At 43.5% G+C, this 25,428-nt stretch carries 32 protein-coding genes and 2 tRNA genes (1 of these 34 cut by a window edge); 25 read left to right on the top strand and 9 right to left on the bottom strand.

All coding sequences use genetic code 11. The features are described from left to right. From ACSYSL_RS03915 to ACSYSL_RS03870, 10 genes are all read left to right on the top strand, one after another. Positions 1–78, top strand: a tRNA-Leu gene (locus tag ACSYSL_RS03915); it begins 6 nt to the left of the window's first position. Between the two features lie 134 nt (positions 79–212). Next, complete coding sequence (rsmG, locus tag ACSYSL_RS03910; RefSeq protein WP_491708411.1) at positions 213–929, top strand: 16S rRNA (guanine(527)-N(7))-methyltransferase RsmG; 717 nt, start codon at positions 213–215, stop codon at positions 927–929. 24 nt (positions 930–953) lie between these two features. Beyond that, entirely contained in the window at positions 954–1,718 is a 765-nt protein-coding gene (locus tag ACSYSL_RS03905) for a ParA family protein (protein ID WP_010690710.1), read from the top strand. After that, positions 1,711–2,613 carry a ParB/RepB/Spo0J family partition protein gene (locus ACSYSL_RS03900; protein ID WP_010690711.1) on the top strand — a complete coding sequence of 301 codons (903 nt, stop codon included), beginning with the start codon at positions 1,711–1,713 and terminating at the stop codon, positions 2,611–2,613. Before ACSYSL_RS03905 ends, ACSYSL_RS03900 begins: the two co-directional genes overlap by 8 nt. Then, positions 2,613–2,825: a DUF951 domain-containing protein gene (locus ACSYSL_RS03895; protein WP_010690712.1), complete on the top strand. Its 213-nt coding sequence runs from the start codon at positions 2,613–2,615 to the stop codon at positions 2,823–2,825. The genes ACSYSL_RS03900 and ACSYSL_RS03895 overlap by 1 nt, the downstream gene beginning before the upstream one ends. A 21-nt stretch (positions 2,826–2,846) precedes the next feature. After that, positions 2,847–3,947, top strand: a complete 1,101-nt coding sequence (ychF, locus tag ACSYSL_RS03890; RefSeq protein WP_491708410.1) for a redox-regulated ATPase YchF — start codon at positions 2,847–2,849, stop codon at positions 3,945–3,947. A 21-nt stretch (positions 3,948–3,968) separates the two neighbouring features. Then, entirely contained in the window at positions 3,969–4,682 is a 714-nt protein-coding gene (locus ACSYSL_RS03885; protein ID WP_338342695.1) for a DUF1129 domain-containing protein, read from the top strand. Between the two features lies 1 nt (position 4,683). After that, the gene (locus ACSYSL_RS03880; RefSeq protein ID WP_010690715.1) at positions 4,684–5,373 is read left to right on the top strand and encodes a response regulator transcription factor; all 690 of its coding nucleotides are present in this window, start codon (positions 4,684–4,686) and stop codon (positions 5,371–5,373) included. Positions 5,374–5,593: 220 nt separating this feature from the next. Continuing rightward, positions 5,594–6,454, top strand: a complete 861-nt coding sequence (locus tag ACSYSL_RS03875) for a sensor histidine kinase (RefSeq protein ID WP_491708409.1) — start codon at positions 5,594–5,596, stop codon at positions 6,452–6,454. Positions 6,455–6,457: 3 nt separating this feature from the next. Then, the gene (locus ACSYSL_RS03870) at positions 6,458–7,783 is read left to right on the top strand and encodes a D-alanyl-D-alanine carboxypeptidase family protein (protein WP_491708408.1); all 1,326 of its coding nucleotides are present in this window, start codon (positions 6,458–6,460) and stop codon (positions 7,781–7,783) included. A gap of 25 nt (positions 7,784–7,808) precedes the next feature. On the opposite strand, the gene ACSYSL_RS03865 is transcribed toward ACSYSL_RS03870, so the two are convergent. Further along, positions 7,809–8,444, bottom strand: coding sequence for a GntR family transcriptional regulator (locus ACSYSL_RS03865; protein WP_491708407.1), 636 nt, complete (start codon positions 8,442–8,444; stop codon positions 7,809–7,811). A 166-nt stretch (positions 8,445–8,610) separates the two neighbouring features. On the opposite strand from ACSYSL_RS03865, the gene ACSYSL_RS03860 reads away from it, so the two are divergent. Both ACSYSL_RS03860 and ACSYSL_RS03855 read left to right on the top strand, forming a co-directional pair. Next, positions 8,611–9,807 carry a quaternary amine ABC transporter ATP-binding protein gene (locus ACSYSL_RS03860; protein WP_010690719.1) on the top strand — a complete coding sequence of 399 codons (1,197 nt, stop codon included), beginning with the start codon at positions 8,611–8,613 and terminating at the stop codon, positions 9,805–9,807. Next, positions 9,800–11,515, top strand: a complete 1,716-nt coding sequence (locus ACSYSL_RS03855; RefSeq protein ID WP_491708406.1) for an ABC transporter permease/substrate binding protein — start codon at positions 9,800–9,802, stop codon at positions 11,513–11,515. Before ACSYSL_RS03860 ends, ACSYSL_RS03855 begins: the two co-directional genes overlap by 8 nt. A 70-nt stretch (positions 11,516–11,585) precedes the next feature. Here ACSYSL_RS03855 and ACSYSL_RS03850 read toward each other — a convergent pair whose 3' ends face one another. Together ACSYSL_RS03850 and ACSYSL_RS03845 are read right to left on the bottom strand one after the other, a co-directional pair. Continuing rightward, positions 11,586–12,824, bottom strand: a complete 1,239-nt coding sequence (locus ACSYSL_RS03850) for an ABC transporter permease (RefSeq protein ID WP_491708405.1) — start codon at positions 12,822–12,824, stop codon at positions 11,586–11,588. Further along, positions 12,817–13,713 (bottom strand): ABC transporter ATP-binding protein, encoded by an 897-nt coding sequence (locus ACSYSL_RS03845; RefSeq protein WP_491708404.1) that lies wholly within the window; start codon positions 13,711–13,713, stop codon positions 12,817–12,819. Before ACSYSL_RS03845 ends, ACSYSL_RS03850 begins: the two co-directional genes overlap by 8 nt. 200 nt (positions 13,714–13,913) lie before the next feature. On the opposite strand from ACSYSL_RS03845, the gene ACSYSL_RS03840 reads away from it, so the two are divergent. The 3 genes from ACSYSL_RS03840 to ACSYSL_RS03830 all read left to right on the top strand — a co-directional run bounded on the left by ACSYSL_RS03840 (position 13,914) and on the right by ACSYSL_RS03830 (position 15,981). After that, positions 13,914–13,985 (top strand) — tRNA-Glu (locus ACSYSL_RS03840). Positions 13,986–14,094: 109 nt separating this feature from the next. Then, complete coding sequence (locus ACSYSL_RS03835; protein WP_491708403.1) at positions 14,095–14,640, top strand: cadmium resistance transporter; 546 nt, start codon at positions 14,095–14,097, stop codon at positions 14,638–14,640. Positions 14,641–14,742: 102 nt separating this feature from the next. Continuing rightward, complete coding sequence (locus tag ACSYSL_RS03830; RefSeq protein WP_491708402.1) at positions 14,743–15,981, top strand: DNA/RNA non-specific endonuclease; 1,239 nt, start codon at positions 14,743–14,745, stop codon at positions 15,979–15,981. A 43-nt stretch (positions 15,982–16,024) separates the two neighbouring features. Here ACSYSL_RS03830 and ACSYSL_RS03825 read toward each other — a convergent pair whose 3' ends face one another. The 3 genes from ACSYSL_RS03825 to ACSYSL_RS03815 form a co-directional block, all read right to left on the bottom strand. After that, positions 16,025–16,444 carry a hypothetical protein gene (locus tag ACSYSL_RS03825; protein WP_491708401.1) on the bottom strand — a complete coding sequence of 140 codons (420 nt, stop codon included), beginning with the start codon at positions 16,442–16,444 and terminating at the stop codon, positions 16,025–16,027. A gap of 169 nt (positions 16,445–16,613) precedes the next feature. Beyond that, the gene (locus ACSYSL_RS03820; RefSeq protein ID WP_010690726.1) at positions 16,614–16,865 is read right to left on the bottom strand and encodes a hypothetical protein; all 252 of its coding nucleotides are present in this window, start codon (positions 16,863–16,865) and stop codon (positions 16,614–16,616) included. Between the two features lie 10 nt (positions 16,866–16,875). After that, on the bottom strand, positions 16,876–17,466 hold the full coding sequence (locus ACSYSL_RS03815; protein ID WP_491708400.1) for a hypothetical protein: 591 nt from the start codon (positions 17,464–17,466) through the stop codon (positions 16,876–16,878). 115 nt (positions 17,467–17,581) lie between these two features. On the opposite strand from ACSYSL_RS03815, the gene ACSYSL_RS03810 reads away from it, so the two are divergent. Further along, a complete protein-coding gene (locus ACSYSL_RS03810; protein ID WP_010690729.1) occupies positions 17,582–17,773 on the top strand; it encodes a hypothetical protein in 192 nt (63 codons plus the stop codon). 68 nt (positions 17,774–17,841) lie between these two features. On the opposite strand, the gene ACSYSL_RS03805 is transcribed toward ACSYSL_RS03810, so the two are convergent. The 3 genes from ACSYSL_RS03805 to ACSYSL_RS03795 form a co-directional block, all read right to left on the bottom strand. Next, a complete protein-coding gene (locus ACSYSL_RS03805; RefSeq protein ID WP_491708399.1) occupies positions 17,842–17,970 on the bottom strand; it encodes a hypothetical protein in 129 nt (42 codons plus the stop codon). A 115-nt stretch (positions 17,971–18,085) separates the two neighbouring features. Next, positions 18,086–19,048 carry a thymidylate synthase gene (locus ACSYSL_RS03800; protein WP_010690731.1) on the bottom strand — a complete coding sequence of 321 codons (963 nt, stop codon included), beginning with the start codon at positions 19,046–19,048 and terminating at the stop codon, positions 18,086–18,088. 132 nt (positions 19,049–19,180) lie between these two features. Continuing rightward, complete coding sequence (locus tag ACSYSL_RS03795; RefSeq protein WP_010690732.1) at positions 19,181–19,657, bottom strand: deoxycytidylate deaminase; 477 nt, start codon at positions 19,655–19,657, stop codon at positions 19,181–19,183. Between the two features lie 93 nt (positions 19,658–19,750). Between ACSYSL_RS03795 and ACSYSL_RS03790 the strand changes: the two genes are divergently transcribed. The 9 genes from ACSYSL_RS03790 (at position 19,751) to ACSYSL_RS03750 (ending at position 25,413) form a co-directional block, all read left to right on the top strand. After that, a complete protein-coding gene (locus tag ACSYSL_RS03790) occupies positions 19,751–20,608 on the top strand; it encodes a bifunctional 5,10-methylenetetrahydrofolate dehydrogenase/5,10-methenyltetrahydrofolate cyclohydrolase (RefSeq protein WP_491708398.1) in 858 nt (285 codons plus the stop codon). A 114-nt stretch (positions 20,609–20,722) separates the two neighbouring features. Then, entirely contained in the window at positions 20,723–21,613 is an 891-nt protein-coding gene (locus ACSYSL_RS03785; RefSeq protein ID WP_491708397.1) for an ATPase, T2SS/T4P/T4SS family, read from the top strand. Further along, positions 21,591–22,682 carry a type II secretion system F family protein gene (locus ACSYSL_RS03780; RefSeq protein ID WP_491708396.1) on the top strand — a complete coding sequence of 364 codons (1,092 nt, stop codon included), beginning with the start codon at positions 21,591–21,593 and terminating at the stop codon, positions 22,680–22,682. The genes ACSYSL_RS03785 and ACSYSL_RS03780 overlap by 23 nt, the downstream gene beginning before the upstream one ends. A gap of 32 nt (positions 22,683–22,714) precedes the next feature. Then, entirely contained in the window at positions 22,715–23,035 is a 321-nt protein-coding gene (locus tag ACSYSL_RS03775; protein WP_029489774.1) for a prepilin-type N-terminal cleavage/methylation domain-containing protein, read from the top strand. Between the two features lie 34 nt (positions 23,036–23,069). Next, on the top strand, positions 23,070–23,423 hold the full coding sequence (locus tag ACSYSL_RS03770) for a hypothetical protein (RefSeq protein WP_158534692.1): 354 nt from the start codon (positions 23,070–23,072) through the stop codon (positions 23,421–23,423). Positions 23,424–23,457: 34 nt separating this feature from the next. Then, positions 23,458–23,652: a hypothetical protein gene (locus ACSYSL_RS03765; protein ID WP_010690738.1), complete on the top strand. Its 195-nt coding sequence runs from the start codon at positions 23,458–23,460 to the stop codon at positions 23,650–23,652. Next, entirely contained in the window at positions 23,624–24,055 is a 432-nt protein-coding gene (locus ACSYSL_RS03760) for a hypothetical protein (RefSeq protein WP_491708395.1), read from the top strand. The genes ACSYSL_RS03765 and ACSYSL_RS03760 overlap by 29 nt, the downstream gene beginning before the upstream one ends. After that, a complete protein-coding gene (locus ACSYSL_RS03755) occupies positions 24,052–24,342 on the top strand; it encodes a hypothetical protein (protein ID WP_010690740.1) in 291 nt (96 codons plus the stop codon). The genes ACSYSL_RS03760 and ACSYSL_RS03755 overlap by 4 nt, the downstream gene beginning before the upstream one ends. A 42-nt stretch (positions 24,343–24,384) precedes the next feature. After that, on the top strand, positions 24,385–25,413 hold the full coding sequence (locus tag ACSYSL_RS03750) for a class I SAM-dependent methyltransferase (protein WP_010690741.1): 1,029 nt from the start codon (positions 24,385–24,387) through the stop codon (positions 25,411–25,413). Positions 25,414–25,428 lie beyond the last annotated feature (15 nt).

Here is a 25,428-nt window from a genome sequence, read left to right as displayed (position 1 = left end):
GTGGCGGAATTGGCAGACGCGCTGGACTCAAAATCCAGTGGTGGCAACACCGTGTGGGTTCGACTCCCACCGAGGGCATCGTCAAAGGCAACTCAGAAATGAGTTGCCTTTTTTGTATCGAAAAGATGGTTGAACCTTGATTATCATGGTGTTTTTAGGTATTCTTGTTATTAGTAGACTAGGCATAAAGTGCCGTGTTTTGGGGGACAATTTTGAATCCAGAAAGCTTTAAAAATCAATTAGCAATGGCCGGCGTTCACTTGAGTGACGACCAAATGGCACAGTTTGCGACATATTTTGATGAATTAGTGACCGTTAACGAATCTTTCAACTTGACAGCGATTACTGAACAAGATGAGGTTTATTTAAAGCACTTCTTTGATTCACTGACTTTGGTCTTGAATGTTCCAGAACTTTTGGAAGGTTCAGCCAGCTTGATTGATGTTGGTTCTGGTGCTGGTTTTCCTGCGTTACCGCTAAAAATCGCTTTGCCAAACTTGAAGATTACCATGGTTGATTCTTTAAATAAGCGAGTGAATTTCTTGAAGAACACTGTTAAAAAGCTTCGACTGAATGATGTGCAAGTCTTACATGGTCGTGCCGAAGATTTGGGACACGATTCTAAGCTGCGCGAATCGTTTGACTTTGCAACGGCCCGTGCGGTTGCACGGACACAGGTTTTAGCCGAATACACATTGCCGTTCGTTAAAGTTGGCGGCGAGTTTCTCGTTATGAAGGGCTCTGCTGGTCAAGAAGAGATGAATGCTGGTAAGAAGGCTTTGGCGACCCTTGGTGGTGAGTTATTGTCTGAAAAGACTTTTGAATTACCAAACGGCGATCCGAGGGTTATTCAAGTTGTTAAAAAGGTGGCGAAAACACCGAAGAAGTATCCAAGACAAGCAGGGACGCCGACTAAAAAGCCCCTGTAGTAAGATATGTAAAGGAGCCGAACTGTGGCAAAAATCATTGCGTTGGCCAATCAAAAGGGAGGCGTCGGGAAGACGACGACCAGCATTAACCTTTCAGCTGCCTTAGCAAAGGCTGGAAAGCGAGTTCTTTTAGTGGACGCTGATCCACAGGGGAATGCTTCATCTGGTGTTGGAGTGGATAAATCGACTTTGGAGTCAGACATCTACGATGTTTTAATCCAAGACACGCCAGTTAATGAAGTGATTTTGCCTTCTTCTACTCCTGGCTTGGACATTTTGCCAACGACCATTCAGTTGTCGGAAGCAGAAGTTCAATTAGTTGATTTACCTGAGCGTGAGTATCGTTTGTCCAAAGCACTAGCGAAAGTACAAGCTGATTATGATTATGTGATTATCGATAACCCGCCTTCGCTTGGACTACTTACTATCAATTCCTTTACGGCAGCAGATGCTGTTCTGATTCCAGTTCAGACTGAATTTTACGCGCTGGAAGGGCTGGGACAGTTGATTAATACAATTGAACTGGTTCGCCAGGGTTTGAACCCCGATTTGGAGATGGCCGGCATTTTACTCACAATGTATGATGGTCGCACGAATCTGGGTAAGCAGGTGTCCGAACAAGTAAGGACATATTTTGAAGATCGGGTTTATCAGACAGTTATTCCTCGATCTGTCCGATTGTCGGAGGCACCATCGTACGGACAAGCCATCATTGACTTTGATCCTAAATCACCTGGTGCTCGACTTTATACAGAATTTGCAAAGGAGGTCATGGCACAGTATGGCTAAACAAAAAAGTGGTCTAGGGAAAAACATGGACTCTCTCTTTGGGTCGAACGGGATTTCGAAGCAAGCCCTAGAACATTCCAAAACAATTACAAGAACGGCTGATGATGGTGAGAAAGTGATTGACTTGCCGCTGGCAAAAATCGAAGCGAACCCTTTTCAGCCCCGTCATCACTTTGATGAGGATTCCATTAAGGAACTTGCTCAATCCATTAAAGAAAACGGATTACTTACCCCGATTATTGTTCGAAAGTCTGGTAGTAAGTATCAAATTATTGCCGGAGAACGTCGCTTTCGTGCAACAAAAGTGTTGAAGGAAAAGACGATTACGGCCATTGTTCGTGAAACGAATGATGAAACCATGGCGACGCTGGCATTGATTGAAAACCTGCAACGCGACAATTTGGACCCGATTGAAGAAGCGCGTGCCTATGCAAATTTGATGGCTCAGTTGAGTTTGACCCAGTCAAAGTTGGCGGACAGAGTTGGGAAAGAACGGACAACCATTGCTAATGCCCTGCGTCTTTTGAAGCTGCCAGATAAGGTTCAAGAACTTGTCCAGCAAGGCCAACTGTCAATGGGACAAGCGCGTGCCTTGTTGGGATTGGAGAAAGAATCGCAACTAAATTCTGTGCTCTCAACCATTTTGAAGGAAGGCTTGAATGTCCGTCAGGTTGAAGCATTGGTGAAGAAAGCGAATGCTGGTGAAAAAGCTAAGAAGATTGAAAAGGAACCCTCACCCTTTGCCGAAGATTTGGCACTCCGTTTGGAAGACAAGTTTGGGACTAAAGTTCGGGTGAATGCCGGTAAGAAGGGTTCCGGTAAAATCGAGATCAACTATGTTTCAAATCGCGATTTGGAACGAATCCTAGAAATCTTAGCCATCGAGGTGGACTAATGGTTGAAAAGAAAGAATATGGTCTTGGCGATTTAGTTCAGATGAAAAAACCACATGCCTGTGGCACGAACGCCTGGATTATTAACCGCATGGGTGCCGATATCAAGCTGACTTGTTCGGCGTGTGAACGGACGATTATGCTCACTCGTTTTAACTTTGATAAGCGTCTGAAAAAGGTGCTTGAAAAAGCGGACGAAAGAAAAGAAGATTAGTCAAAGGAAAGGACTGATAACATGGCTTTAACAGCTGGTATTGTTGGTTTACCCAATGTTGGTAAATCAACACTTTTTAATGCAATTACAAAGGCCGGAGCCGAAATGGCGAACTACCCCTTTGCGACAATTGAGCCTAACGTAGGGATTGTTGAAGTGCCAGATAACCGTTTGGCGCGAATTCAGGAATTGATTCCTGCTCAAAAAGTTGTGCCAACGACTTTTGAATTTACTGATATTGCTGGTATCGTTAAGGGTGCTTCCAAAGGGGAAGGACTCGGTAATAAGTTCTTGGAAAACATTCGTCAGGTGAACGCCATTGTTCACGTTGTTCGTGCCTTTGATGACGATGAAATTATTCATGTTAACGGCAAGGTTGACCCATTGGATGACATTGCCACCATCAACACCGAATTAGTATTGGCGGATTTGGAAGCAGTTGAAAAGCGCTACGCCAAAGTCGCTCGTGCTGCCAAGGGCTCTGATAAGACGGCCAAAGCAGAGGCCGCTGTTTTGGAAAAGATTAAGCCTGTCCTAGAAGAGGGCAAGGCCGTTCGTTCCATTGACTTTAACGAAGAAGAGCAGGCCATTGTGAAGGGCTTCTTCCTCTTGACGTCAAAGCCAACACTCTATGTGGCCAACATCGCTGAAGACGATATGGCAGATCCCGAAAATTCACCATATTACAAGCAGATTAAGGAATTTGCGGATAGTGAAAATTCTGAAGTGATTGCCTTGTCTGCGAACGCTGAAGAAGAAATTGCCCAGCTTGACGATGATGAAAAAGCTGATTACCTTGAATTAGCAGGTGTTTCTGAACCTGGCTTGGACAAGCTGATTCGCTCTGCTTATCATTTGTTGGATTTGCGAACTTTCTTCACTGCTGGTGAAAAAGAGACCCGTGCTTGGACTTTTAAGGCTGGTGCAAAGGCCCCTCAGGCTGCCGGTGTCATCCACTCGGACTTTGAACGCGGATTTATTCGTGCCGAAACCTTCTCCTTTGATGATTTGGATAAGTATGGTTCTGAAAAAGCCGTCAAGGAAGCCGGTCGACTACGTTCTGAAGGGAAAGAATACGTGGTTCAAGATGGTGACATCATGGAATTCCTCTTTAACGTTTAATGAGCAAGAAAAGGTGAGACGATGACAGAAGTCCAACATAAATTAACAAAGAAGAACCAGGACTTTCTTTTCCGGTTAAATAAGGGCTTGGCTGAAACGGACAAGTTGAATGAAACGGAAAAAGAAGAAATCCTAGGTGAGGTTGAGGAGAAACTTTCAGAGGGGCAAAAACTGGGGCACACGGCTGCTCAGCTTTTTGGTACGCCCTCAGAAGCTTTGGAGAAATTCTTGAATCCCATTCGGTTGGCGAAGGGATTTCATGACTATTCTTTTGCCTTCCTGGCAACTGATACGGCACTGGTCTTGATTATGTTCTTGACTGGATTCTTTACCGTTACGATGGGCTTTTCGGGATCAAAAGCGGGTTCTGAAGGAATTGGCATTGTGTCCACTTTGCTTCTATCCATTTGGGGAGGGGCGGTTTACACCTTTGCCATGCAGCGGTTAATTCCTAATCCTCAAGAAGATAATCAAAAAAAGAAGTTGCCGACCTGGTTACTGATGATTATCGTGTCCATCCTTTGGATCGGTGGTTTCACCCTCTTCCTATATGTCGTACCTTCCTTCTTGAACCCTGTTTTACCTGTATGGGGGAATGGTTTGGTCTTCTTTATTGCTTGGGCACTGTACTTCGTTAATCGTCGTTATGCTGGTCTCAAGCATGGTGGTATCTTAGCCATTTCCAAGCTTGCGCAACAAGAACGATTGAAGCAGAATGAAGAAAAGCGGGGCTAATATGAAAATTTTAGTTGTTGATGATGATCAAGAAATCGCAGAACTGCTTGAAATTTATTTGAAAAATGAAGGTTACGAACCGCTGATTGCCAAGGATGGGAAAGAAGCGTTGTCTAAGTTCAATACGAATCCTGACATCGCCTTAATGGTCTTAGACATCATGATGCCAAACATGACTGGTTTCGATGTCTTAAAAGAAGTCCGAAAAGACACCCACATGCCCATCTTGATGTTATCGGCCAAGTCCTCTGACATGGATAAAATTCAGGGATTGATCTCCGGTGCTGATGATTACGTGACGAAGCCCTTCAATCCACTAGAAGTGATGGCTCGGATTCGCTCATTGATTCGACGTTCGCAAAACGCCGTTCAAGAGCAAAAGCCGGATGTCTTATCCGTTGCTTCGCTTGTGATCAATAAAGATTCACACGATGTTAAGACGGCATCTGGGGAACTTGTCAATTTAACGGCGCTGGAATTCGGTATTTTATACCTGCTGGCTTCACACCCGAACCGCGTCTTTTCTGCTGACGATATTTTTGAACGTGTTTGGCAGCAAGAGTCCGTTGTTTCGGCTAAAACCGTTATGGTCCACGTTTCCCATCTCCGCGATAAGCTTGAAGAAGCAACTGGCGGCGACCAGGTCATTCAAACTGTCTGGGGAGTTGGTTATAAAATCGAAGTGAATTAACATGGCCAAAAAAGTGACAATTATATGCCAAGCTTTTGTGAAAATTACATTAGCCTTTGCTTTTATATTTGCAGCAGCTTGGCTGATCTTCTTTGATTTATTAAAAGAAAGGCCTAGCTGGTCAAATTGGACTAGTTGGCCTTCTTTTTGCCTTTTTGTTCTTTTCTTTAGCTTCATCGCTTTCATTTCCATAATTGGACAGACACGACAGAAAAGTCGAATGATGTTGCTATCAGAGAGTCTAAAGAGCAAAGTGACCACGAAGTTGCAGTTGGACTGTCCTGAGAAATTGCATGGTTCGCCCGAAAAGCAATTAAACGAACTTTTTGACTTTGTCATTGAGCGTTATAACCATGAGCGGTTAGAGCAACGTCAAATGGCGGCTTCAAAGGAAGAGATGATGACAAACATCTCGCATGATTTAAGAACGCCTTTAACGGCCATTATTGGCTATTTAGGATTGGTTGTGACGCCAACCACAGTCATGAGAGAAGGAGACCAGCAAAAATATTTGGAAACGGCTTATCATAAAGCGAATCAGATGAAAATGCTGGTGGAGGATCTTTTTGAATTTGCTAAGTTGCAGTCCTCGCAGATCACGCTGAACGTAACGGACTTTTCACTCGGCGATTTATTCGAGCAGGTGCTGGCAAATTATGCGGTTGAAGCGGAAAAAAGAGGCATTCGGTTAACCACACAATTGGCACCGGATTTTATCGTCATGGCTGGCGATTCAGAAAAACTAGCTCGGGTATTAATTAATTTAGTTGAAAACGCCTTAAAGTACGGTCAGGATGCTTCTTTTATTAAGTTAACTGGGCAAGAAAAGGCAAATAATCAAGTGGAGATTCGTGTTGTTAACGATGGACCTGCTATCCCGCAAGAGGCATTGACGCAATTATTCAATCGCTTTTATCGAGTCGAGTCTTCTCGCAATACTGGTACGGGTGGGACTGGGCTTGGTCTGTCAATTGTCAAAGGGGTGATCGATAAACACCATGGTAGCGTCCGGGCAGAATCGTCAGAGGAGCTCACCTCTTTCATCATCACTTTGCCGAAAAAACAAGAAAAAGAAGAGTAGTAGATGGGTAAGAAGAAAACAGTGAAGGTACCACGAGAGAAAAAAGGTCTTCACCGCATACAATCAAAATGGCTGGTTTTGTTCGTTTTGTTGTTAGCAATTGTTGGTTTGTTAACGACGCTTTTTTGGCCACATGTCCATAAAACTGTTGTTCAAACGACAACAAAGAAAACAGCACCAATTTCTTTATCGGTCGATGCCAAGTCTGCTCTGGTTGTTGATTTAAATACTGGTCAAATTATTGGCGAAAAAAACGCCAATAAGCAAGTAGCCATTGCTTCACAATCCAAGATGCTTGTTGCTTATGGTGTCTTGAAGGCGATTGAACAAAAGAAGATTACCTGGGAAAGTCAGGTGACGATTCCAGCTAATGCCGATTTGTCGAGCCAGAACACATCACTTTATTCGCATCTAAACATCAAGACTGGTGACAAGGTGCCGGTTAAGGACCTTTACACAGCCATGTTTGAAAAGTCGGCGAACGATGCTGCCTTTGCCCTTGTCACCTATTTGTCAGGCGACTCCAGTAAAGATCAGGAAACGCTTGAAAAATGGGCCAAAGAATTGAACTTAACTGGTTCAGCTTGGTACAACGGTGCCGGACAAAAGAATGGGGAAGCGTTTGAAAACGACGTGTCTTCGTCTTCCGATTCTGCCTACAACCATGCTTCTGCCATTCAGGTTGCACAAATTGCTCGTAAAATTGTGCAAATGGATCCTTCGCTCTTGCAAATAACGGAATCACCTAACCTGGTGTACACCAAGAATAAAACCACTAAGGTGACTGAAGCCTCTGACTTTGGGGCCTCCTTTGCTTCAATGGTAGCCGGTCTAGACAATCCCAATGAATTGCAACTCTTGGGGTTGAAAACGGGTTCAACACCCGAATCGGGTGCGGCTTATACAGGCATTGTGAAAGATAAAAAAGGGCACCTCTTCTTAACGGTGATTAATGGCGCTGCGGACTATACTGACAAGACGGAGCGCTTTCAAAAAACCGTCGATATGGTTAATCAAGTGCTTGATGGGACGGTTGCTCACGACTATGAGGCCGGTTCAGTGTTAAAAGGGGCTTCGACTTTGGCAATTAAGGATGCTAAGGTGAAAGCCAAGGTACAGGTTGCTCAAACAACGACCTATTGGAACCAATCGAAAGCCGGTTTGTCATTGATGGAAGCGCCTGTTTTGACAAAAAAGCCTGCGGCTTCTGACACCAAGGTACTTGCTCATATTGCTGTTGATTTTAAGGGAGAATACCTTCCTGGAACTTCTGACGATGATAAAGCCATTCCATTGGAACTAGCTGGTCAGTCAATTGAAAATCAGTAAAAAAAGACCCGTTGGGGTCTTTTTTTTACTTGATATTATTCTGTTTTCCATCGAAGAATTGCTGCATAGCTTCGACAGATTTATCAGAACCCACGAAATAAATGGTATCCCCAGGTAGGATATTGGCGTATGGACCGGGTGACAGGATTAAATCATCGTTGTGCAGAATGGCAATAATGGTTGCGCCAGTGTTTTGCCAAATGTTCAATGATCCGATGGACTGATTCAGTTTTTCAGATTGATTACTCGGAACATACTCAAAGGGCGACATAGGATTTTGCTGTCGAACACGTTGCGTTTGATCTAAAAGAAGAGAGAAAGATTCATCGAGATTGGTAAGATCTTCTTTCTGTTTGGCAATCAATGCTTTAATTTGGCTGTGGGTTTCTTGTAAATTACGCGACTCTTTTGCCTGGGCGAGAAAGTCACGGGCCTTTTCTCTTGAAAGTACTTCAACACCAGAGCCGTGAACTGGTCGAACGATGTCTAAATCGGCCAGAACAGAAATGGCTTTTCGCGCAGTTTCAGCCGAAACACCGAAAGTAGCAGCCAAGGTTGATCGTGCGTGAAGCTTTTGGCCAACTTCGAATTTTTTTGTCACGATTGCTTCGGCGATGTCCTGTGCAATCTTGTGGTAGCGGGGTTCTTTGATTTTAGGCATTTGTGAAATCCTTTAACAAAGTGTTTTGAATGTTAATCTTCATTTGACAAAAGTGACAATCCAGGTATGATAGTAGGTGGTCACTATTGCCCATCTGTCATCAAATACAGGTGGTCACTTGTTAGTTTATTTTAAATTAATAAGATAGTCAACTATAGGAGGATTTATGCCAAAAGTGCAGATTAAGCACTTAACCAAAATCTTCGGTAAGAAGCAAAAAGCTGCTTTGAAGATGGTTAAGGAAAATAAGTCTAAGAATGAGATATTCGAAAAGACGGGTGCAACGGTCGGTGTATACGATATCAACATGGATGTGAACGAAGGGGAAATCTTCGTCATTATGGGACTGTCTGGTTCTGGAAAGTCTACGTTGATTCGTTTGTTAAACCGTTTGATTGAACCAACGTCTGGTCAAATCATCTTAGACGGGAAAGACATTACCCACTATAACAAGAAGCAACTCTTGGACATTCGTCGCAAGAAAATGTCCATGGTCTTCCAAAATTTCGCTTTGTTCCCACACCGGACCATTCTTGAAAACACGGAATATGGTTTGGAAATTCAAGGTGTACCAGCTGCTGAACGTCGCGAGCGTGCCGAAAAGGCGCTCGCCAATTCAAAGTTGCTGTCGTTCAAGGATCAGTATCCCTCACAACTTTCTGGTGGGATGCAACAGCGTGTCGGACTGTCCCGTGCTTTGACGAACGATCCAGACATTCTGCTAATGGATGAGGCCTTCTCAGCATTGGATCCGTTGGTTCGTCATGAAATGCAGGATGAACTATTGGACTTGCAGCAAAACGTGAAGAAGACGATTATCTTCATTACCCACGATTTGAACGAAGCGCTTCGTTTAGGCGATCGTATCGCCATCATGAAGGATGGTCAGTTGCAACAAATCGGAACCGGTGAAGAGATTTTGACGAATCCTGCTAACGATTACGTTGAAAGTTTCGTTGAAGATGTCGACCGTTCAAAGGTTTTGAATGCTGAATCAATCATGTTCCCAGGATTGACTGTCAACATTGATTCTGATGGACCAAACGTGGCTTTGCACCGCATGCAGGAAGAGGAAGTTTCTGGTTTGGTAGCCGTTGATGGACAGCGTAAGTTTGCGGGCTATATTACGTCTGACGCCGCCGTTAAAGCTCGTCGAGAGAAGCTAAGCCTACGCGACGTCATGTCTGACATGCCAACGGTTAAGCCGGATACTCTGGTTGCCGATATTATGACGATTATTTACGACGCCCACACTCCTGTAGCGGTTGTTGATGATGACCACAAGCTACGCGGAATCATCATTCGTGGTGCGGTTATCGAAGCATTAGCACAAACGGAAGGAGACGGACAAGACAATGACTAATCTATTATCCATTGATAAGTTGCCGTTGGCCCAATGGGTCTCCGATGGTGTGAACTGGATGACGAAGAACTGGTCAGGTTTCTTCGATGCCATCCAAACGGCTGGACAGGGATTCATGGATACCATGACAAACTTTTTGTCCGCGATTCCTCAGCCAATTTTTATTGTCGCCTTAGCCTTGATTGCTTGGTTAACGACACCAAAGAAGTACGGTCTACCAACATTGATTGTCCTTGGCTTAGCCTTAATTGCTAACCAGGGATTGTGGTCGGATTTGATGCAAACGATTACCTTGGTTTTGACTTCGTCCATCGTTTCGTTGGTGATTGGAATTCCTTTGGGAATTTGGACGTCAAAGTCGCAGAAGGCCTACGCTGTTATTAAGCCAATTCTTGACTTTATGCAGACAATGCCAGCCTTTGTGTACTTGATTCCTGCCGTTGCCTTCTTTGGTATCGGAATGGTCCCAGGAACGTTTGCCTCCGTGATTTTTGCCTTGCCACCAGTTGTGAACTTCACTTACCTTGGTTTGAAGCAGGTACCTGAATCATTGATTGAAGCCGCTGATTCATTCGGATCAACGACTTGGCAAAAGTTATTCAAATTGGAATTGCCATCTGCTAAGCCATCAATTATTGCTGGTTCAAAGCAAACAATTATGTTGGCTTTGTCTATGGTGGTAACGGCTTCCATGATTGGGGCACCGGGCCTTGGACGTGGTGTTCTGTCAGCCGTTCAACACGCTGACGTTGGGGCTGGTTTCGTTAACGGAATTGCCTTGGTTATCTTGGCGATTATCATTGACCGTTTTGTTCAAAAGATGAACACGAACCCAGTCACGACACCAAAACTGCCAAAGTGGCGTAAGATTGCTGCCTGGGTAATGGTTGCCATTTTTGCTATTTCTGGAATTGCCGGTTCATTTACCGCTGCGCAACAGGCTGGCAAGAAGGTCAACCTTGGCTACGTGGAATGGGATTCCGAAGTTGCTTCCACGAACGTCCTGGCTGAAGCCATGCGTCAGCACGGTTACGATGTGACAACGACGCCTTTGGACAATGCGGTTAACTGGCAATCAATTGCTAACAAGCAAATTGATGGTACGGTATCTGCTTGGTTGCCAACCACACACAAGGCAATGCTGCAAAAGTACAAGAACCAGGTTGACGTGCTTGGAACGAACCTTTCTGGTGTTCGTCTGGGACTAGTGGTGCCAGACTACATGGACGTTAATTCAATTTCTGATTTGACGAATCAAGCTGATAAGCAAATCGTCGGAATTGAAGCTGGAGCCGGTGTCATGACAGCCGCTCAGAAGACGATTGACAGCTATCCAAACCTTTCTGGTTGGAAGTTAACGGCTTCATCATCCGGAGCCATGACAGCTGCCCTCGATAAGGCCTACAAAGATAAGCAGCCAATCGTGGTTACTGGCTGGACACCTCACTGGATGTTTAACAAGTACCATTTGAAGTTCTTGGAAGATCCTAAGAAGACAATGGGTGGAGAAGAATCCATTAAGACCGTTGTTCGTAAGAACTTGAAGTCAACGAACCCAGATGTCTACAAAGTAATGAAGAACTTCCACTGGAGTCAAGACGATATGCAGTCCGTTATGCTTGAGATTCAAAACGGTAAGTCGCCTAAGCAGGCTGCCGATGACTGGATCAAGGCACACAAGAGCCAGGTTAACGCTTGGTTTAAGTAATCAATGATTGCATGATAAAAGACCAATCCATTAGGATTGGTCTTTTTCTTTTGCTCTAAAAGTCGAAGCATTACTTTTTCTTGAATTTTTTGGGCAGAATGGCGCGCAGTAGTTGCTTACTGATATTGTCATCTGAGTATGACAGCACGTTCTTTTTGTATAGTGCCAAACCAAAGTGTAACAAGAGAATGAGGGCGATAAACGTTAAACCAAGTGATAGGCTAGCTTGCCACCAAGTAGCATAGTGGTTAGCTAACTGACTCGGCATAATGGACTGGCCCATGAGGGGGGTGTAAGACAGGATTTGGACAAAGGTATTATTTCCAGTTGATGATGAGCTGGAAAGGGCCACGATATAAGGAATCAAGGCTAACATTGTGACCGGTGTCATTGCCTGTGAGATTTGGCTTTGGTCATTCACCAGAGAAGCAGCGATGGCCGCAATGACCAAGTACGCTGCCGTCGCAATGACGATAAAAGCAATGGTGAAAAAGAGAAAGCCTGGGGTTAGTGCCGACAGGTATGGGGCAATTGATTTCGCCCAACTGGCATTGGCTGAAAAGAGAACGGTTGCGGTTCCCGCCACGGCATAAATGGCAATTTGGGTTAGCAGTAGGCCTGCAACCCCAATTATTTTCCCGTAGTACTGTGCCTTGGCTGATGAAGCAGCGAGCAGAGTTTCCATGATGCGTGAAGACTTTTCATTGGCAATTTCGTTCCCGATGATTGAGGCGTAGATTGAGACAATGATGAAAACCAAAATACCCACGGCCATGGTTAACATCTGTTTGACTGTGTCAGCCGCTTCGGAGTCCTTACTCTGGTTCTTGTCTTGAACCTTTGACGTAAGCTTGAAGGGGCTTTGAAGATCGGCCACTTGGCTAGCGGTTAGCTGGTACTTGGCTGCCTTTTCGGAAAGGGCCATTTGGCTAAGGAAGGTCTTCAGCTTACTGGTATCGACTTCGTTTGATTTGGGTTGAGTGAGCAAGGTGCCTTGATCATCTTTAATAATCAAAACGGCATCGATGTCTTCTTTTGAAAGCGACTGCTTGGCCTTTATTTCATCCGTTTGACTGTTAACCTTAAGATTCAAATCTTTTTGGTCACCCTTAATGGCCTGGCGCATTTGAGCTGGTGCAATGACGGCGACTTCCGCGCTTTTATCTGACGAGAAGGCAGAGACTGCAAAGCCAACAATCGCTCCAACCAAAACGGGGGCAATGGGGGCAACGAGTAGCCACCAGAAAGACTTTTTCTTTAGTCGCGTTAGATAGGTATGTTTGGCAACGAGTGAAATCTGTTTATTCATGGGCCATCACCTCCGTTTTGAAAATTTCGGCCAGTGTTGGTGGTTGCTGTGAAAAGGCGGGGATGTAACCATCCTTCGTGACGGTCGTGAAGATGGCCCGACCGGCTTCCTCGTTTTTTAGGTAAAGTCGGTAACCAGCTCCGGCTTTTTCCACCCGGGCCACACCGGCCATTGCCGCAAAGTCAGTTGCTGTGAATTGCGGTGCTTCAACATAGAGCCGGGTCCGGCCGAAGGATTCACGAATTTCTTGAACGTTTCCTTGCAAAACCGTCCGGCCTTCCTTCAACATAACGAGATGGTCTGAAATTTCTGTTACGTTGTCCATGTTGTGGGAAGAAAAGATAATCATCGCGCCCTGTTTCTTGAGCTCCTTGATGGTATCCATGAAGAGGGAGGCGTTGACAGGGTCTAATCCGGAGAATGGTTCGTCCAAAATGATAAACTTGGGTTTGAAAATCAACGCTAAAATCATCTGCACTTTTTGGGCATTTCCCTTGGAAAGGGTTTGAACCAGGTCGCCAGCTTTGCCGACCACTTGCAATTTGTCCATCCAGACGGCGAGTTCACGTTTGGCTTCTTCTTTTGGCATGCCGTGTAGCTCGGCTAAGTAGAGAACCTGTTCCTCGATAGATTCCTTTTGATACAAGCCACGCTCTTCAGGAAGAAAGCCGATTTGGCGTCGTCGACTATCCGAAATGGGTTGGCCATCCCAAGTGACCGTTCCTGAATCCGCAGCGATAAAGTCTAAAATCATTCGGAAAGTCGTGGTCTTTCCTGCACCGTTTTGCCCAATCAATCCAAGGACTTCGCCTGGTTTGATTGTGACGGACAAATCGGAGACTGCCTGTTTGTCACCAAATGTTTTATTAAGGTGAGATAAGGTAATCATAAATTACTCCTTCTTGTTCATTTGACCATGTGTCTTTCTATACATGATCACTTACCTTTCTATTATACAGAAAACAGTTATTACGTTCTTTGGCCATTGGGATTCTTAGACTTTCTTAAGGAGCAATCACTAAAAATAAAGGACCATAAATCTTGACCGCTCTGCTGAAATCTAGTAAACTGATTAAGTGCTAAATTTATGGCCCCATGGTCAAGTGGTCAAGACGTCGCGTTCTCAGCGCGGAATCGAGGGTTCGACTCCCTCTGGGGCTATTTCTGCCGATACATTGCAAACACGCAGTGTATCGGCTTTTTTGTTTGAAAAAGTGATAAAGTCGTTTTCACAGTTGAGAAGCACATTACCTTTCTGAAAGAGGAAAGCATGGTTATTCTGATTAGTATGATTGCCTTTGTCAGTAGCAACGTTGACGATCTTTTTATTCTGACTTTTTTATTTGCACAGACTAATCGTAAAAAAGAGCAGCTGAATATCTTAATTGGCCAGTATGTGGGCATGGCGATCATTATGATTTTGAGTTTTTTATTGGCCTTTTGTTTTGGCAGTATCGGACAATTATCGTTTCATTATCTTGGATTAGTCCCCATTCTGATTGGCCTTAAAAAAGCCATTGAAATACCCCAGAAGGTAGCAAGAGACAAAACGCAGATAACTGTATTTCAAGTGACGGCTTTAACGATTGCCGGTGGGGGTGAAAACCTTGGGATTTATATTCCTATTTTGCTTACGATTAACCTAGCCAACCAGCTGTTATTTGTTGTGACGTTTGCTTTTTTGATTCCAATTTGGTGGTTAATTGGAAAAATAATTGGTCGGCACCAAGTGGTGATCAGACTGATTCATCGCCAAGAAAAAATTGTGGTTCCTTGTATTTATTTGGTTGTTGGTCTGTGGCTTTTCTTTGGTTGAGCTTTAAAGTACATTTTACAACTTTGTGTATCTTTTCTTTTAAATCATGTAGAATATTTAAGGTAATAATTGTATACATGTTGAGAGAAAAGGTATAGGAAAATGGTTGAAGACACACTAATTTGGGCCTTCTTGATTCTTTTTATTTGGTGGCTTATTGAATGGCGAAAAAATCGAAAGAGTGGATTAAAGATGCAAAAAAGGGCCAAATGGCTTTTGGCATTGGCAGTGCTATCTTTCGTAACAGCTTCGATTATCGCTCCGGATGAAACGGATTCTGCGAACACAAAACAAACCTCTAAGAAGAGTTCGACTAATAAAAGCAGTCAATCGTCCTCTTCTCAGAAAAAAGAAAAAAGCGCTAAGGATGTTGACCGACAGGTTGTTCAAGAACCTGAAGGTATATTGGCCTTTACAGGAAAGAAGCAGCTTGCTATGGGTGACTTGGATACCCATAAGCGGGCCACTTATTCGCACATTCAGTTACAAAATAGTGATGAACCTAAAAAGAAGCGTGCGGCCCGTTTGAAGTATAATCCTGCGGGTTGGCATAACTTTAAGTTCTACTATGGAAATGGATCCAAGCAAGCATGGCTGATGAACCGCGGGCATTTGATTGGTTACCAGTTCTCTGGCCTGAATGATGAAGCTAAAAATCTGGTTCCTGAAACTGCCTGGATGAATGCTGGTGACTACAAGGGAACGAATTCCAAGAATAAGGATTCAATGCTTTATTACGAAAAGCGTCTCGATTCTTGGCTGTCCAACCATCCCCACTACTGGCTAGATTATATGGTCAAACCAATTTACCAAGGGGATGAACTGATTCCCCGTCAGGTTGAATTAACTTACGTTGGGCTTGATTCAGATGGTAAAGTCCTACAAATTAAGTTCGACTCTGATAAAGAAATGATTGACCAAAATGGTCTGACTCATGTTGTGCTAGATAATGTTTCGCCCAATGCCGATATCGATTATGCAACGGGTCGCGCAACGAACACTGTGAAAAAAGCTAGCGTTCAAAAAGCCGAAAAGGCTGCTGCTGAAAAGCAGCAAGTAGAAGAAAAGAAACGCGTTGAGCAACAACAGGCTGAGGAAAAGAAGCAGGATGAGGCACAGCAAGCAGCTGCTAGTCAAGCAGCACAACAGGCCGCACAGGTTAACCAAAACACCAACAACACTGCTTCCACGCGCACAGTTTATGTAACAGGCGGTGGAAAATCGAATGTCTATTGGTATGACTTGACGAATCTTCCACCGAAGACGAATCGTGCCAACATTGTGACCATGACGGAGGCGGAAGCCCAGGCTCAAGGAAAGCGCCTTTCCTTACGTCAATAAGTAAAAAGTACCCGTTGAATTAACAATGGGTACTTTTTTATTGTTATTGTGAATCGGGGGTGGACTTACTTTTCAAGTCATCCAAGTCTTTTTTTCCTAAGTAATCTTTGTAATCCAAGCCGGAATAGATAAATCCTTGGCTCTTTTCCGTTGGTTCGGTGGTGTAAATGGTAAAGATGCCCATTCGTTCGTAGTAGGCTACAACGGCTTGTTTTTTGCCATTAATTGTTAACATGGTTTTCCAGAATTGCCCACCGTCTGGATGATAATCATCAATCGGGAATTCACCTTCGACCATGGCTGGTTGCCTTTTTTGCTGCCCAATGTAAAAAGTCGTTTTGCTGGTTAGTCTGTTTAAACTGCTTTCTTTTTCTTGTTGATTCTTATTGTATGTACAAATTGCACCAGCAAGAATCAATAAGATGGCAAAAAATAGGGTGGTTGTCTTTTTTTGTTTGGTCATATTACACTCTCTTCTACTTTCTCTTTTATAAGATTACGATAGACGGAGCATGATGGCAACCAACCATAAATGGTTGAGTCAAAATGATTTAAAAGCTGAATCATAATATTGAAAAAAGTCCCGAAAGCCAGTATGACTTTCGGGACTTTTGTGTTGATAGGACAATCGGTTAGTCCCGTTCTACGACTTTTTCGTGAGCAACATTCTGCTTTTCTTTTACTACGAATTCTTCAAACAAGTCGTGCAAAAGGTGCTCAAGATAGTTTTCTAAAAAGGCGGTCGTTGCCATGGCTTCGCCAACGCGCCCCTCGAGGCGACTAAGGTCATCTTTGAAATCCTGAACGTGGGAACGGCTCGTTTGCTGCGTTTTGCAGTGGACGATGATTTCTTGGAAACGCTTTTCAAATTCTTCTTTGTTCAAGTTGCACCTCTTAATCGTTTAACAAGGACTCGGCTGTCATTAATTCTTGATGGTAACGAACACGTCCGTAGTTTTTAGCACGCATTTGAATCATGTGGACTAACTGTTCCACGTGTTGGTGATCCGTTATTTTGAAAGAGTGATGCTGTTCTAAACGGTTAGCCAACCATTCTTTGATTGCTGGAAAAAGCTTCAATGTTCCAGTTACTTCTAGGGGGATGTAATGTCCATTTGTCGATAGTTGCTGTGGCTGGAATGTTTGATTGTCAATGGTTGAAATGGCAGTGGTCAAACAGCCTCGTTCCTCTTTATCAGCAGCGTCAAGCCGATTAAATCGATATCGTCGTGCTTTTTTGCCATCCGAATAATCGACAAAAACCCACGGTAGGACTTCTTTGACTTTGAAAATTAAGTGACAGAACCAGCTGTGTGGTTCTTTTTTCGTTCGCTTCGTGATAAAGATGATAAAGTCATCTTTATGTAAATTTAATCGGCCATTGTGTGCAATATCGAAGAGGATTCCCTGAGGGTTTTTGCAATAGGGATTAATTTTCTCTTCTTGGGGCATAGTCCAAGGCTGATAGACTAAATAACTAACCATAGTGCTCCAATCGTACTGTAATTGCTAATAATATAACACAAATAATCCATATATGTGTTATATTATTGCCTAAGTTACAAAATTATTGCAAGATACGCTTGAAAGGACTTTGTATATGCAAGAAGAAAAGCCCACAAAAATGGAGATTCGTGCCCATGATTCGAGTCTCGTCAACGAACGTGAAATTAAGAATAGCCGAATGAATGAATCAATGAAAACTCGTCGTCATGGTGCGATGAAGGAAGAATTTAAGCGAAGTTTCCCGGATTATACAGCCCACATGAATTGGTTGGAAGAGACTGAGTGATTGGTTTTGCCATTAAAAAAAGACTACCCATTGGGGTAGTCTTTTTTGAGTTTTGTTTGGTTATTTTCTTAGGCTAAAATTGCGATATAGCCAATCATGCTGAACACAGCCACGAGACAAATCACAATAAACCAAGGTTTTTTGTATAAGGCGTAGGTCGGTTGTGCATTTTCTTGGTCTCTTTTTTCTTTTGACATACGAATCTCCCTTAAATACGTATCATGCTAAAAATCTAATCTGAATATAAAACGAATCAATTGGAATTGCAAACTTATCCAAATCGATGTTGGTGATTGACTCGAAGAAGACTGCTTAAACGGCTACCGGTGCCTTAATGGCGGGTTCCGATTCGTAGTCCACCAATTTAATGTCATCCATCGTGTAATCAAAGATAGAATGCACATCGGGATTTAGCCAAATTTTAGGTAATGGGTGCATTGGTCGGCTGAGCTGTTCTTCTACCTGATCAACGTGGTTTTTGTAAATGTGGGTATCCCCAATGGTATGCACAAAGTCACCAACTTCCAAACCAGTTTGTGCGGCAATCATGTGAATGAGAAGGGAGTAAGAAGCAATGTTGAAAGGAACACCAAGGAAAAAGTCGCCCGAGCGCTGGTAAAGTTGAGCAGATAATTTTCCGTCTGCTACGTAGAATTGTGATAGAACGTGGCAGGAAGGGAGTGGTGCTTCAGGCGTGGTTTCTGGATTCCAAGCGGTCAAAATCAACCGACGTGAATTGGGATTTGTTTTAATCTGTTCAATCAGACGACTAATTTGATCGGTTTCCTGACCACCTGGTAGTACAGATGCCCATGAACGCCATAGCTTGCCGTATACTTCGCCAATGTAGCCAAACTTTTCCATAAAGGCATCGTCTTCTAAAATTTGTTGAACAAAATAATCTTTTTGTTTCAAATATTCTGCCTTGAATTCGGGGTCTTTTTCGGCGCGTAAACCGAAATTCGTCATATCAGGACCATCGTATTCAGCTGACTCTACCCATTGTTGGAAGGCCCATTCATCCCAAATGTGGTTGTTGTGTTGCAGAAGAAAACGGATGTTGTTGTCACCGCGAAGAAACCAGAGGAGTTCGGATTTAATGAGCTTGAAAAAGACTTTTTTGGTTGTCAAAATTGGAAAGCCTTCGGAAAGGTTAAAACGCATTTGTGTTCCAAAAATCGAATAAGTACCAGTACCTGTTCGATCCCCTTTTTCATGACCTTCTTCCAAAATCTTCTTGGCTAGGTTAAGGTATTGCTCTTCGTTTTTGCTCATCTTGGTTCCCCGATTTCTTATAAATTCTGTTATCTAGTATAGCAAAAAAACAATGTCTGTCAGTTATTTTACAGGTGAGAGTATGAAAAAAGGTCAGCCTTGTTGACTGACCATTTGGCTGTGCTACCGTGCTTACTGAATGAACTGCGATAAGTTGATTTGATTGGCTGTTTCCTGTTCGAAGGGTACCTGAATTAACGGGACCTGCTTTTCTTCTAGCAGTTTTTGGGCGAAGTCATCGTTTCGGTAATCCCGCATGAAATTAATCTTTTTAATTCCGGCTTGTAGGAGCAATTTGGTGCAAAAAACGCAGGGAGCGTCTGTCACATAAAGTGTTGATCCTTCCACCGGAATCCCCATTGAAGCAGCCTGCATGAGGGCGTTTTGTTCAGCATGGACGGCGCGAATACAGTGACCATCGACGATGTAATCACCAACTTCTGTACAATGCGGTGTGCCAGAAACCGCCCCGTTATAACCAGAGGCAATAATGCGGTGGTCTTTGACTAAGATGGCACCAACGTGGCGCCTCGTACAGGTTGAACGAGTAGAAAGGATGGCGGACTGTGCAATGAAGTACTGGTCCCATGAGATTCGTTGATCGGCCATTTTAACTCCTTTTAGAGGATTGCTTTTGCTAAAATAATAATTAAGGTTATTTTACAACAGTTCGCTTTTTTCGGCGAGGCAAAGGAGAAAAAGATGGCCCAAACATTAGATGGACGCTTAGTTGCGCAAAAATTGCGAGAAAATCTAGCGAAAAAAGTTCAAGAAGATGGCGTGAAGGCGACTTTGGCAGTGGTTTATGACCCAGCAGACGATGGCTCGAGGCTCTACGTCGGTATGAAGCAACGCGCCGCTGCAAAGGTTGGCATCGCAACACAAGACATTGCGGTTCCTGCCCACGCCACTACCGAAGAAGTGCAAAACATTGTGCACGAATTAAATGAAAATCCACAAGTAACCGGGATTTTAATTCAAGCACCATTACCAGAACAAGTGGATGATGCGACCATTTTTGCCACGGTTGCACCAGAAAAGGATGTCGATGGGCTCGGTGTAACCAATCAAGGTCGTCTCTTTGCAAACGAGGCGGGTGATTATCCAGTTGCGGCTACACCCAAGGGTGTCATGACCCTACTTGATCACTACCATCTTTCAGTAAGCGGGAAAACGGCCGTTGTGATTGGTCGGTCACAATTGTTTGGTCGGCCAATGGCTGCGCTCCTCTTGAATGCTGACGCAACGGTGACGATTGCTCATCGTTATACGCCTGCAGAAGTGTTGAACCGTTTGTTGGCAGAGGCGGATATAGTGGTTATTGGGGTTGGAATACCCGCCTTTATTCGTGCCAATCAGATTAAGGAAGGAGCCGTGGTCGTTGATGTTGGCATGAACGTTGTGAATGGCAAGGCTTGTGGAGATGTTGATCCAGCTGTTGCTGACCGGGCAGCATGGCTAACACCGGTTCCTGGTGGCGTTGGACCCATGACAATTGCGACTTTGTTGATGTCAACTTATGAAGCCGCGATTCGGGCCAAGGAAAATCCTGTTCAATAATAAACGAGTGGTTTCAAAGTCAAGTCTGTGAGGACTTGGCTTTTTTATTTTCGAAAAAATTCCGTTGTTTATCTTGTTGACTTTACGTGCTATGAGAGTGAAGGGGGCAAGACGATGAACCAAACTGCAAGATGGCCTGAACGTAAACAACATAGTATCCGAGAGTTTCTCCAGCAAATCCTTTCTAGCGCATTCCAGCAACAATTCAGTGATTTGTATTTTCTTCCGAAAGTGGGCAAGTACCAGTTATCTGGTCAACAATTGGGACGCCTTCAGCAAATAATGGAGGTGTCGATTGATGATGCAAAAAGCATGCTTTCGCTGATGAAATATTGGGCACAACTGGATTTAGCTGAGATGAGACGACCACAATTGGGGCGATTTGACTTTGAGGATGGTTTCGTTCGGCTGTCGTCCGTGGGTGATTTTTTAGGACGGGAAAGTTTAGTATTACGACTCATTAGTAAGCAAGTAGGGCCACTTGCTTACCGCAACGAACAACAATGGAAAGAATTACTGGCCGACCAGCCGAGCAGTGGCCTATACCTATTGGTTGGGCCCACTGGATCTGGTAAAACCACCACGTTGCATGAACTGTTAAGAAAGTGGTCAGACCAGCTCGTTGTGCTGACAGTTGAAGACCCCGTTGAAATCGAACAGCCAGCCTTCTTACAGCTACAGGTCAATAATACGGCTGGTGTCCATTATCAAGACCTGATTAAGGTGGCGCTACGGCATCGACCGGATATTCTGGTCATTGGTGAGATTCGTGATTTGGAAACGGCACAGGCCGCCCTCCAAGCTGCCTTGTCTGGGCACCTAGTGTTGGCAACAATTCATGCTAATTCAGCTGAATTAGTTCTCGAACGATTGGTCGATCTTGGTTTGGACCGAGAACTTGTACTGGAAGCCTTAGTCAAATCAGTCTATATGCGTTTATGCACGAAAAAAAGTGGTGGATTAGAAGCTAATCTGACTGTCGTTGATTGGCGAAACAGTGAATAGTTGTTTGAGATTTTTCGGGACGGGAAAGGGAAGTGTGATGTTAAAAAAGCGGGGAAGAAAAGCATTAAAGCAGCAGGAACAGACGACTTTTTTGTCAGAATTGTCCGAACTGGTTCATGCAGGTTATTCGTTACCGTTGTCTTTGGCAGTCATTCAGAGTGGCCATTTGAAATGGCGCAGTTTACTTGAGACTGTTCAAAATCGATTAGCCGAGGGACACGACCTCACCCGGAGCCTAAGCGGGGTGTTAAGTCCAACTTTAATCAGCTACTTAGCCTTAGCACAACAGCATGGGCATTTTGAAGAAACGCTAGCCGTTTTAGTTGATAAGCTGCAGCAATTACTTGGTTATCAGCGCCAATTAAAACAAATTATGACTTATCCTGTTTTTCTTGTGTTGCTATTGTTTGGAATGGTTTATGGTCTCGAGCACACCCTGTATCCCATATTTTCAGAACTAACTGGTAATGCAGGACAAGGCGCTGGTGGGAACTTTCCCTTAACAGCGCTGCATGCTTTACTGGCGTCGGTTGTATTGACTGGTATTTTGGGTTTCATGTTTTATATTTATTTGCTTAAATTGCCACCCCTTAGGCGCCTATTAACGTTAGCTCGTTTACCTGGAGTAGCGGGATTCACGAAAGATTTAATGACAGCAATGATGGCTGAGCAACTGGCTATTTTCCTCAAAGCGGGGATGACTTTGCCGGAAATTATTGAGTATTTTGCAACTGAATCAGCTGGGAAACGTTCGCTTGGTCAAGAATTAGCAAAAAACGCCCAGTTTTCCTTGGCGAATGCCGAGGACTTAACCACATGGTTAAGTAAGCAAATCTATTTGCGTCCTGGAATTTCTGCTTACTTGACCAGGGGTTTTGAACCAGGTATTTTGTCAGCCTATTTGGCTTTTTATGCTAAAAGAGAATATCAATCCTTTCATCGACGAGTTCACCGTTCCTTTTCACTCATACAGCCCCTACTTTTTGCCATTATCGGGCTTACGATTGTTTTACTTTACTTAGCAATGTTATTACCGTTATATCAGAATTTGGGAGGTTACCAACCGTGAAACAATTAAAGTTAAAAATAAATAATTGCTTATTGAAAAATGTCGGAGGCATTGGGAAACAGCAAAGCAGCTTTACGCTGATTGAGGCGACTGTAGTTCTTTTTATCATTGCCCTGTTGATGCTGTTAATCCTGCCTAATTTAAATCGGCAACGGGAGCGAGCAGAAGCAACGCATCGAAAAGCAATGGTTGGAACGGTACAGACGCAAATTGATTTATATTTAAACGATCATCCGGAACAAAAGTCAGTGACGTTAGCCGATTTGCGAAAAGAAGACTATTTAACCAAGCAGCAGGAGGATAAGGTAAAGAAGTTGAAAATTGTGGTTAGCGGCCATGAAGCAAAGGGATAACTATCTGCACGCTTTCACATTAATTGAGTCCGTAATGGTTTTAGCAGTTGCCAGTCTGATTGTTGGGATGGCCGTCTTTTTTAGGCCAGCTAAGCCCAAGTTATCTGTTTATGATTTTGAAAGGAGTTTAGGCAGTAGTTTTGAACATAGTCGAGCTCAGGCTCAAACTGAAGGAACTTCAAAAGAGCTCCGATTTGAGAAGCATATGCTTTTTACATTAGACAGTCAATTAACCTACCCACAGGATTACCATTTAAAAGAAGAACGAACGATTAAAATACAGGCTTCGGGTTTTGTATCTCCTCAATCAATTGTTTTTTATCATTCAGGAAAAGCACTACGTTTTATCATTCAGTTTGGGGGTGGTCATTATCATTTTCAAGAATAGAAAAAGGGCGGGTTTTGCTCTAGTAGATGGGTTAATGGCACTCGGTTTAATAACGGCAATGGTTTGTTTGGAATTAGATGCAGTCGTGAATTATCAAACGGGCATGACCAGAGCCCGACAACAATTTCGAAAGCAATTGAATCGAAAAGAATTAGCCTTGCAGGATTGGCAATCATATAAAAATCGTGAGAAAACAAAGGATGAGCAACAAACAGAATCGATTAAATAACGCCTTTACAATGCTTGAATCATTTTTAGCACTGATTGTTTCAGTTATGGTTATTTTTGGTTTAACGATGCTGACGCACTCGAGAAAGGATGTTGGACAAATAGATGCTCTTTTTCAGCTACAAAGCGCGTGTCAACAATTACAAGAACAGGGTTACCAATTGATTTCTTCTGATGAGAGTCGGCTGGAATTATCAAACGAAGGGCATTTAAAACGTCTCCTACTGAAACGTCATCGGTTAATTTTACAAGGGAGAAACCGTGGTGAAATGGTTTTACTAACAGGTTTGCAGAACTTGTCGTTTAGAAGCCAAGAAAGTTATCAAATTGTGGAGGCGAAGACAGAACAGGGTGAAAAGCTCCGTGCTTTTTTGGTTTTGCCAAAGGAGGTGAAAAAAGAATGAAAAGAAAAAGGGCAGCCTATCTTTTACTGCCAACGCTAATTATCATTTCGGGACTTTCCTTGATTTTCGTCGTACAGCATCGGGTATTTGGTCAGCGGATTCAGACGACTAAACTCGTTAACCAAAGTTTGTTGATTGATACGGTGCAACTGAGAGCTTCCATTGCCTATTATGAAAATCACTCTTTGACGGGTCAATACGAGGAAGCGCATTACTCGATAGCAGAGAAAAAGCAAGAAATTCATATACGCTGGCATTCAAAAGAGTTTAAACGAAAGCTTTTCTAAGGCATGCTTGTCACCCCTAAGAAAAGGGGCTAAAATGGGGGCATGACAAAAGTAAATATTCCAGAACAATTTCAAACAATCGATTCGATTGTCCAAAAGGTAAAACAAAGCGAAGGTGTCAGCCAGCGACAAGCGCTTGTACAAGTGTTGGCGACACTGAATGAACAGGAATTAACTGCTAAAGATAAAGAAGTCCTTTCAGCAGATAGTCAGTTAGCAATGGAGAAGTTATTTACCATTGACTGGTCGTCCTTTTCTTTTCAGGAAAAGCGACACATTCTTCAATTGTTGATTTTAAAAGCTGATAAGGAAGATAAGATTCCAGCTAATGAGCAGTTAACTCCAGACGGGATTGGCTATTTGTTAGGTGACTTGGTAGCTAAGACAGCCAATGTTAAAAAAGCCAATGGTCAAGTGGCAACCATTACTGATATGACCGTTGGTTCAGCCAACCTTCTTTGGACAGTTCAAGAAGTTCTTGGATCAACCGATGTTGAAGTAAAAACAACTGGAATTGACGTTGTTGATTCACAGTTGGCTCTGGCGTCTGTAACAGCTGATTTGTTAAGCGATAATCAGGCTGATTTTTTCCTGGGTGATGTTGTGAACTTACCGGCAGGCGAATTATTGCCCGCTGACGTTGTGATTGGTGATTTACCCATTGGGTACTATCCGAATGAAGCGCCAGCAGGTTTTGTTACGGCATTCAAAGATGGTAAATCTTATGCTCACTTCCTAATGATTGAACAAGCACTGAACTTACTAAAGGAAGACGGTTGGGCCTACCTCGTCGTGCCGGCGGATATTTTGTCAGGTGCCCACCACGAAAGTATTTTAAAACTGTTGTCTAATAAGGCGCAGCTAAAGGCTTTCCTTACATTGCCACAAAGCTTCTTCCAAAAGAAAGAACAACAAAAAGCCATCTTGGTTATTCGCCATTCAAGTGCAACCCCTAAAACTGAAGTTATGCTAGGACAGTACCCTTCAGTAAAGGAAAGCAAAGCGCTCGAAGAATTTTTGCAAGATTTAGGTGACTGGGGTAAACTGAATAAAGAAAAAGTGCGAGATTAAACAAAGGATAGGTGG

This window comes from Fructobacillus sp. ESL1129, assembly GCF_058507945.1.
This window is presented reverse-complemented; position numbering and strand designations above follow the sequence as displayed.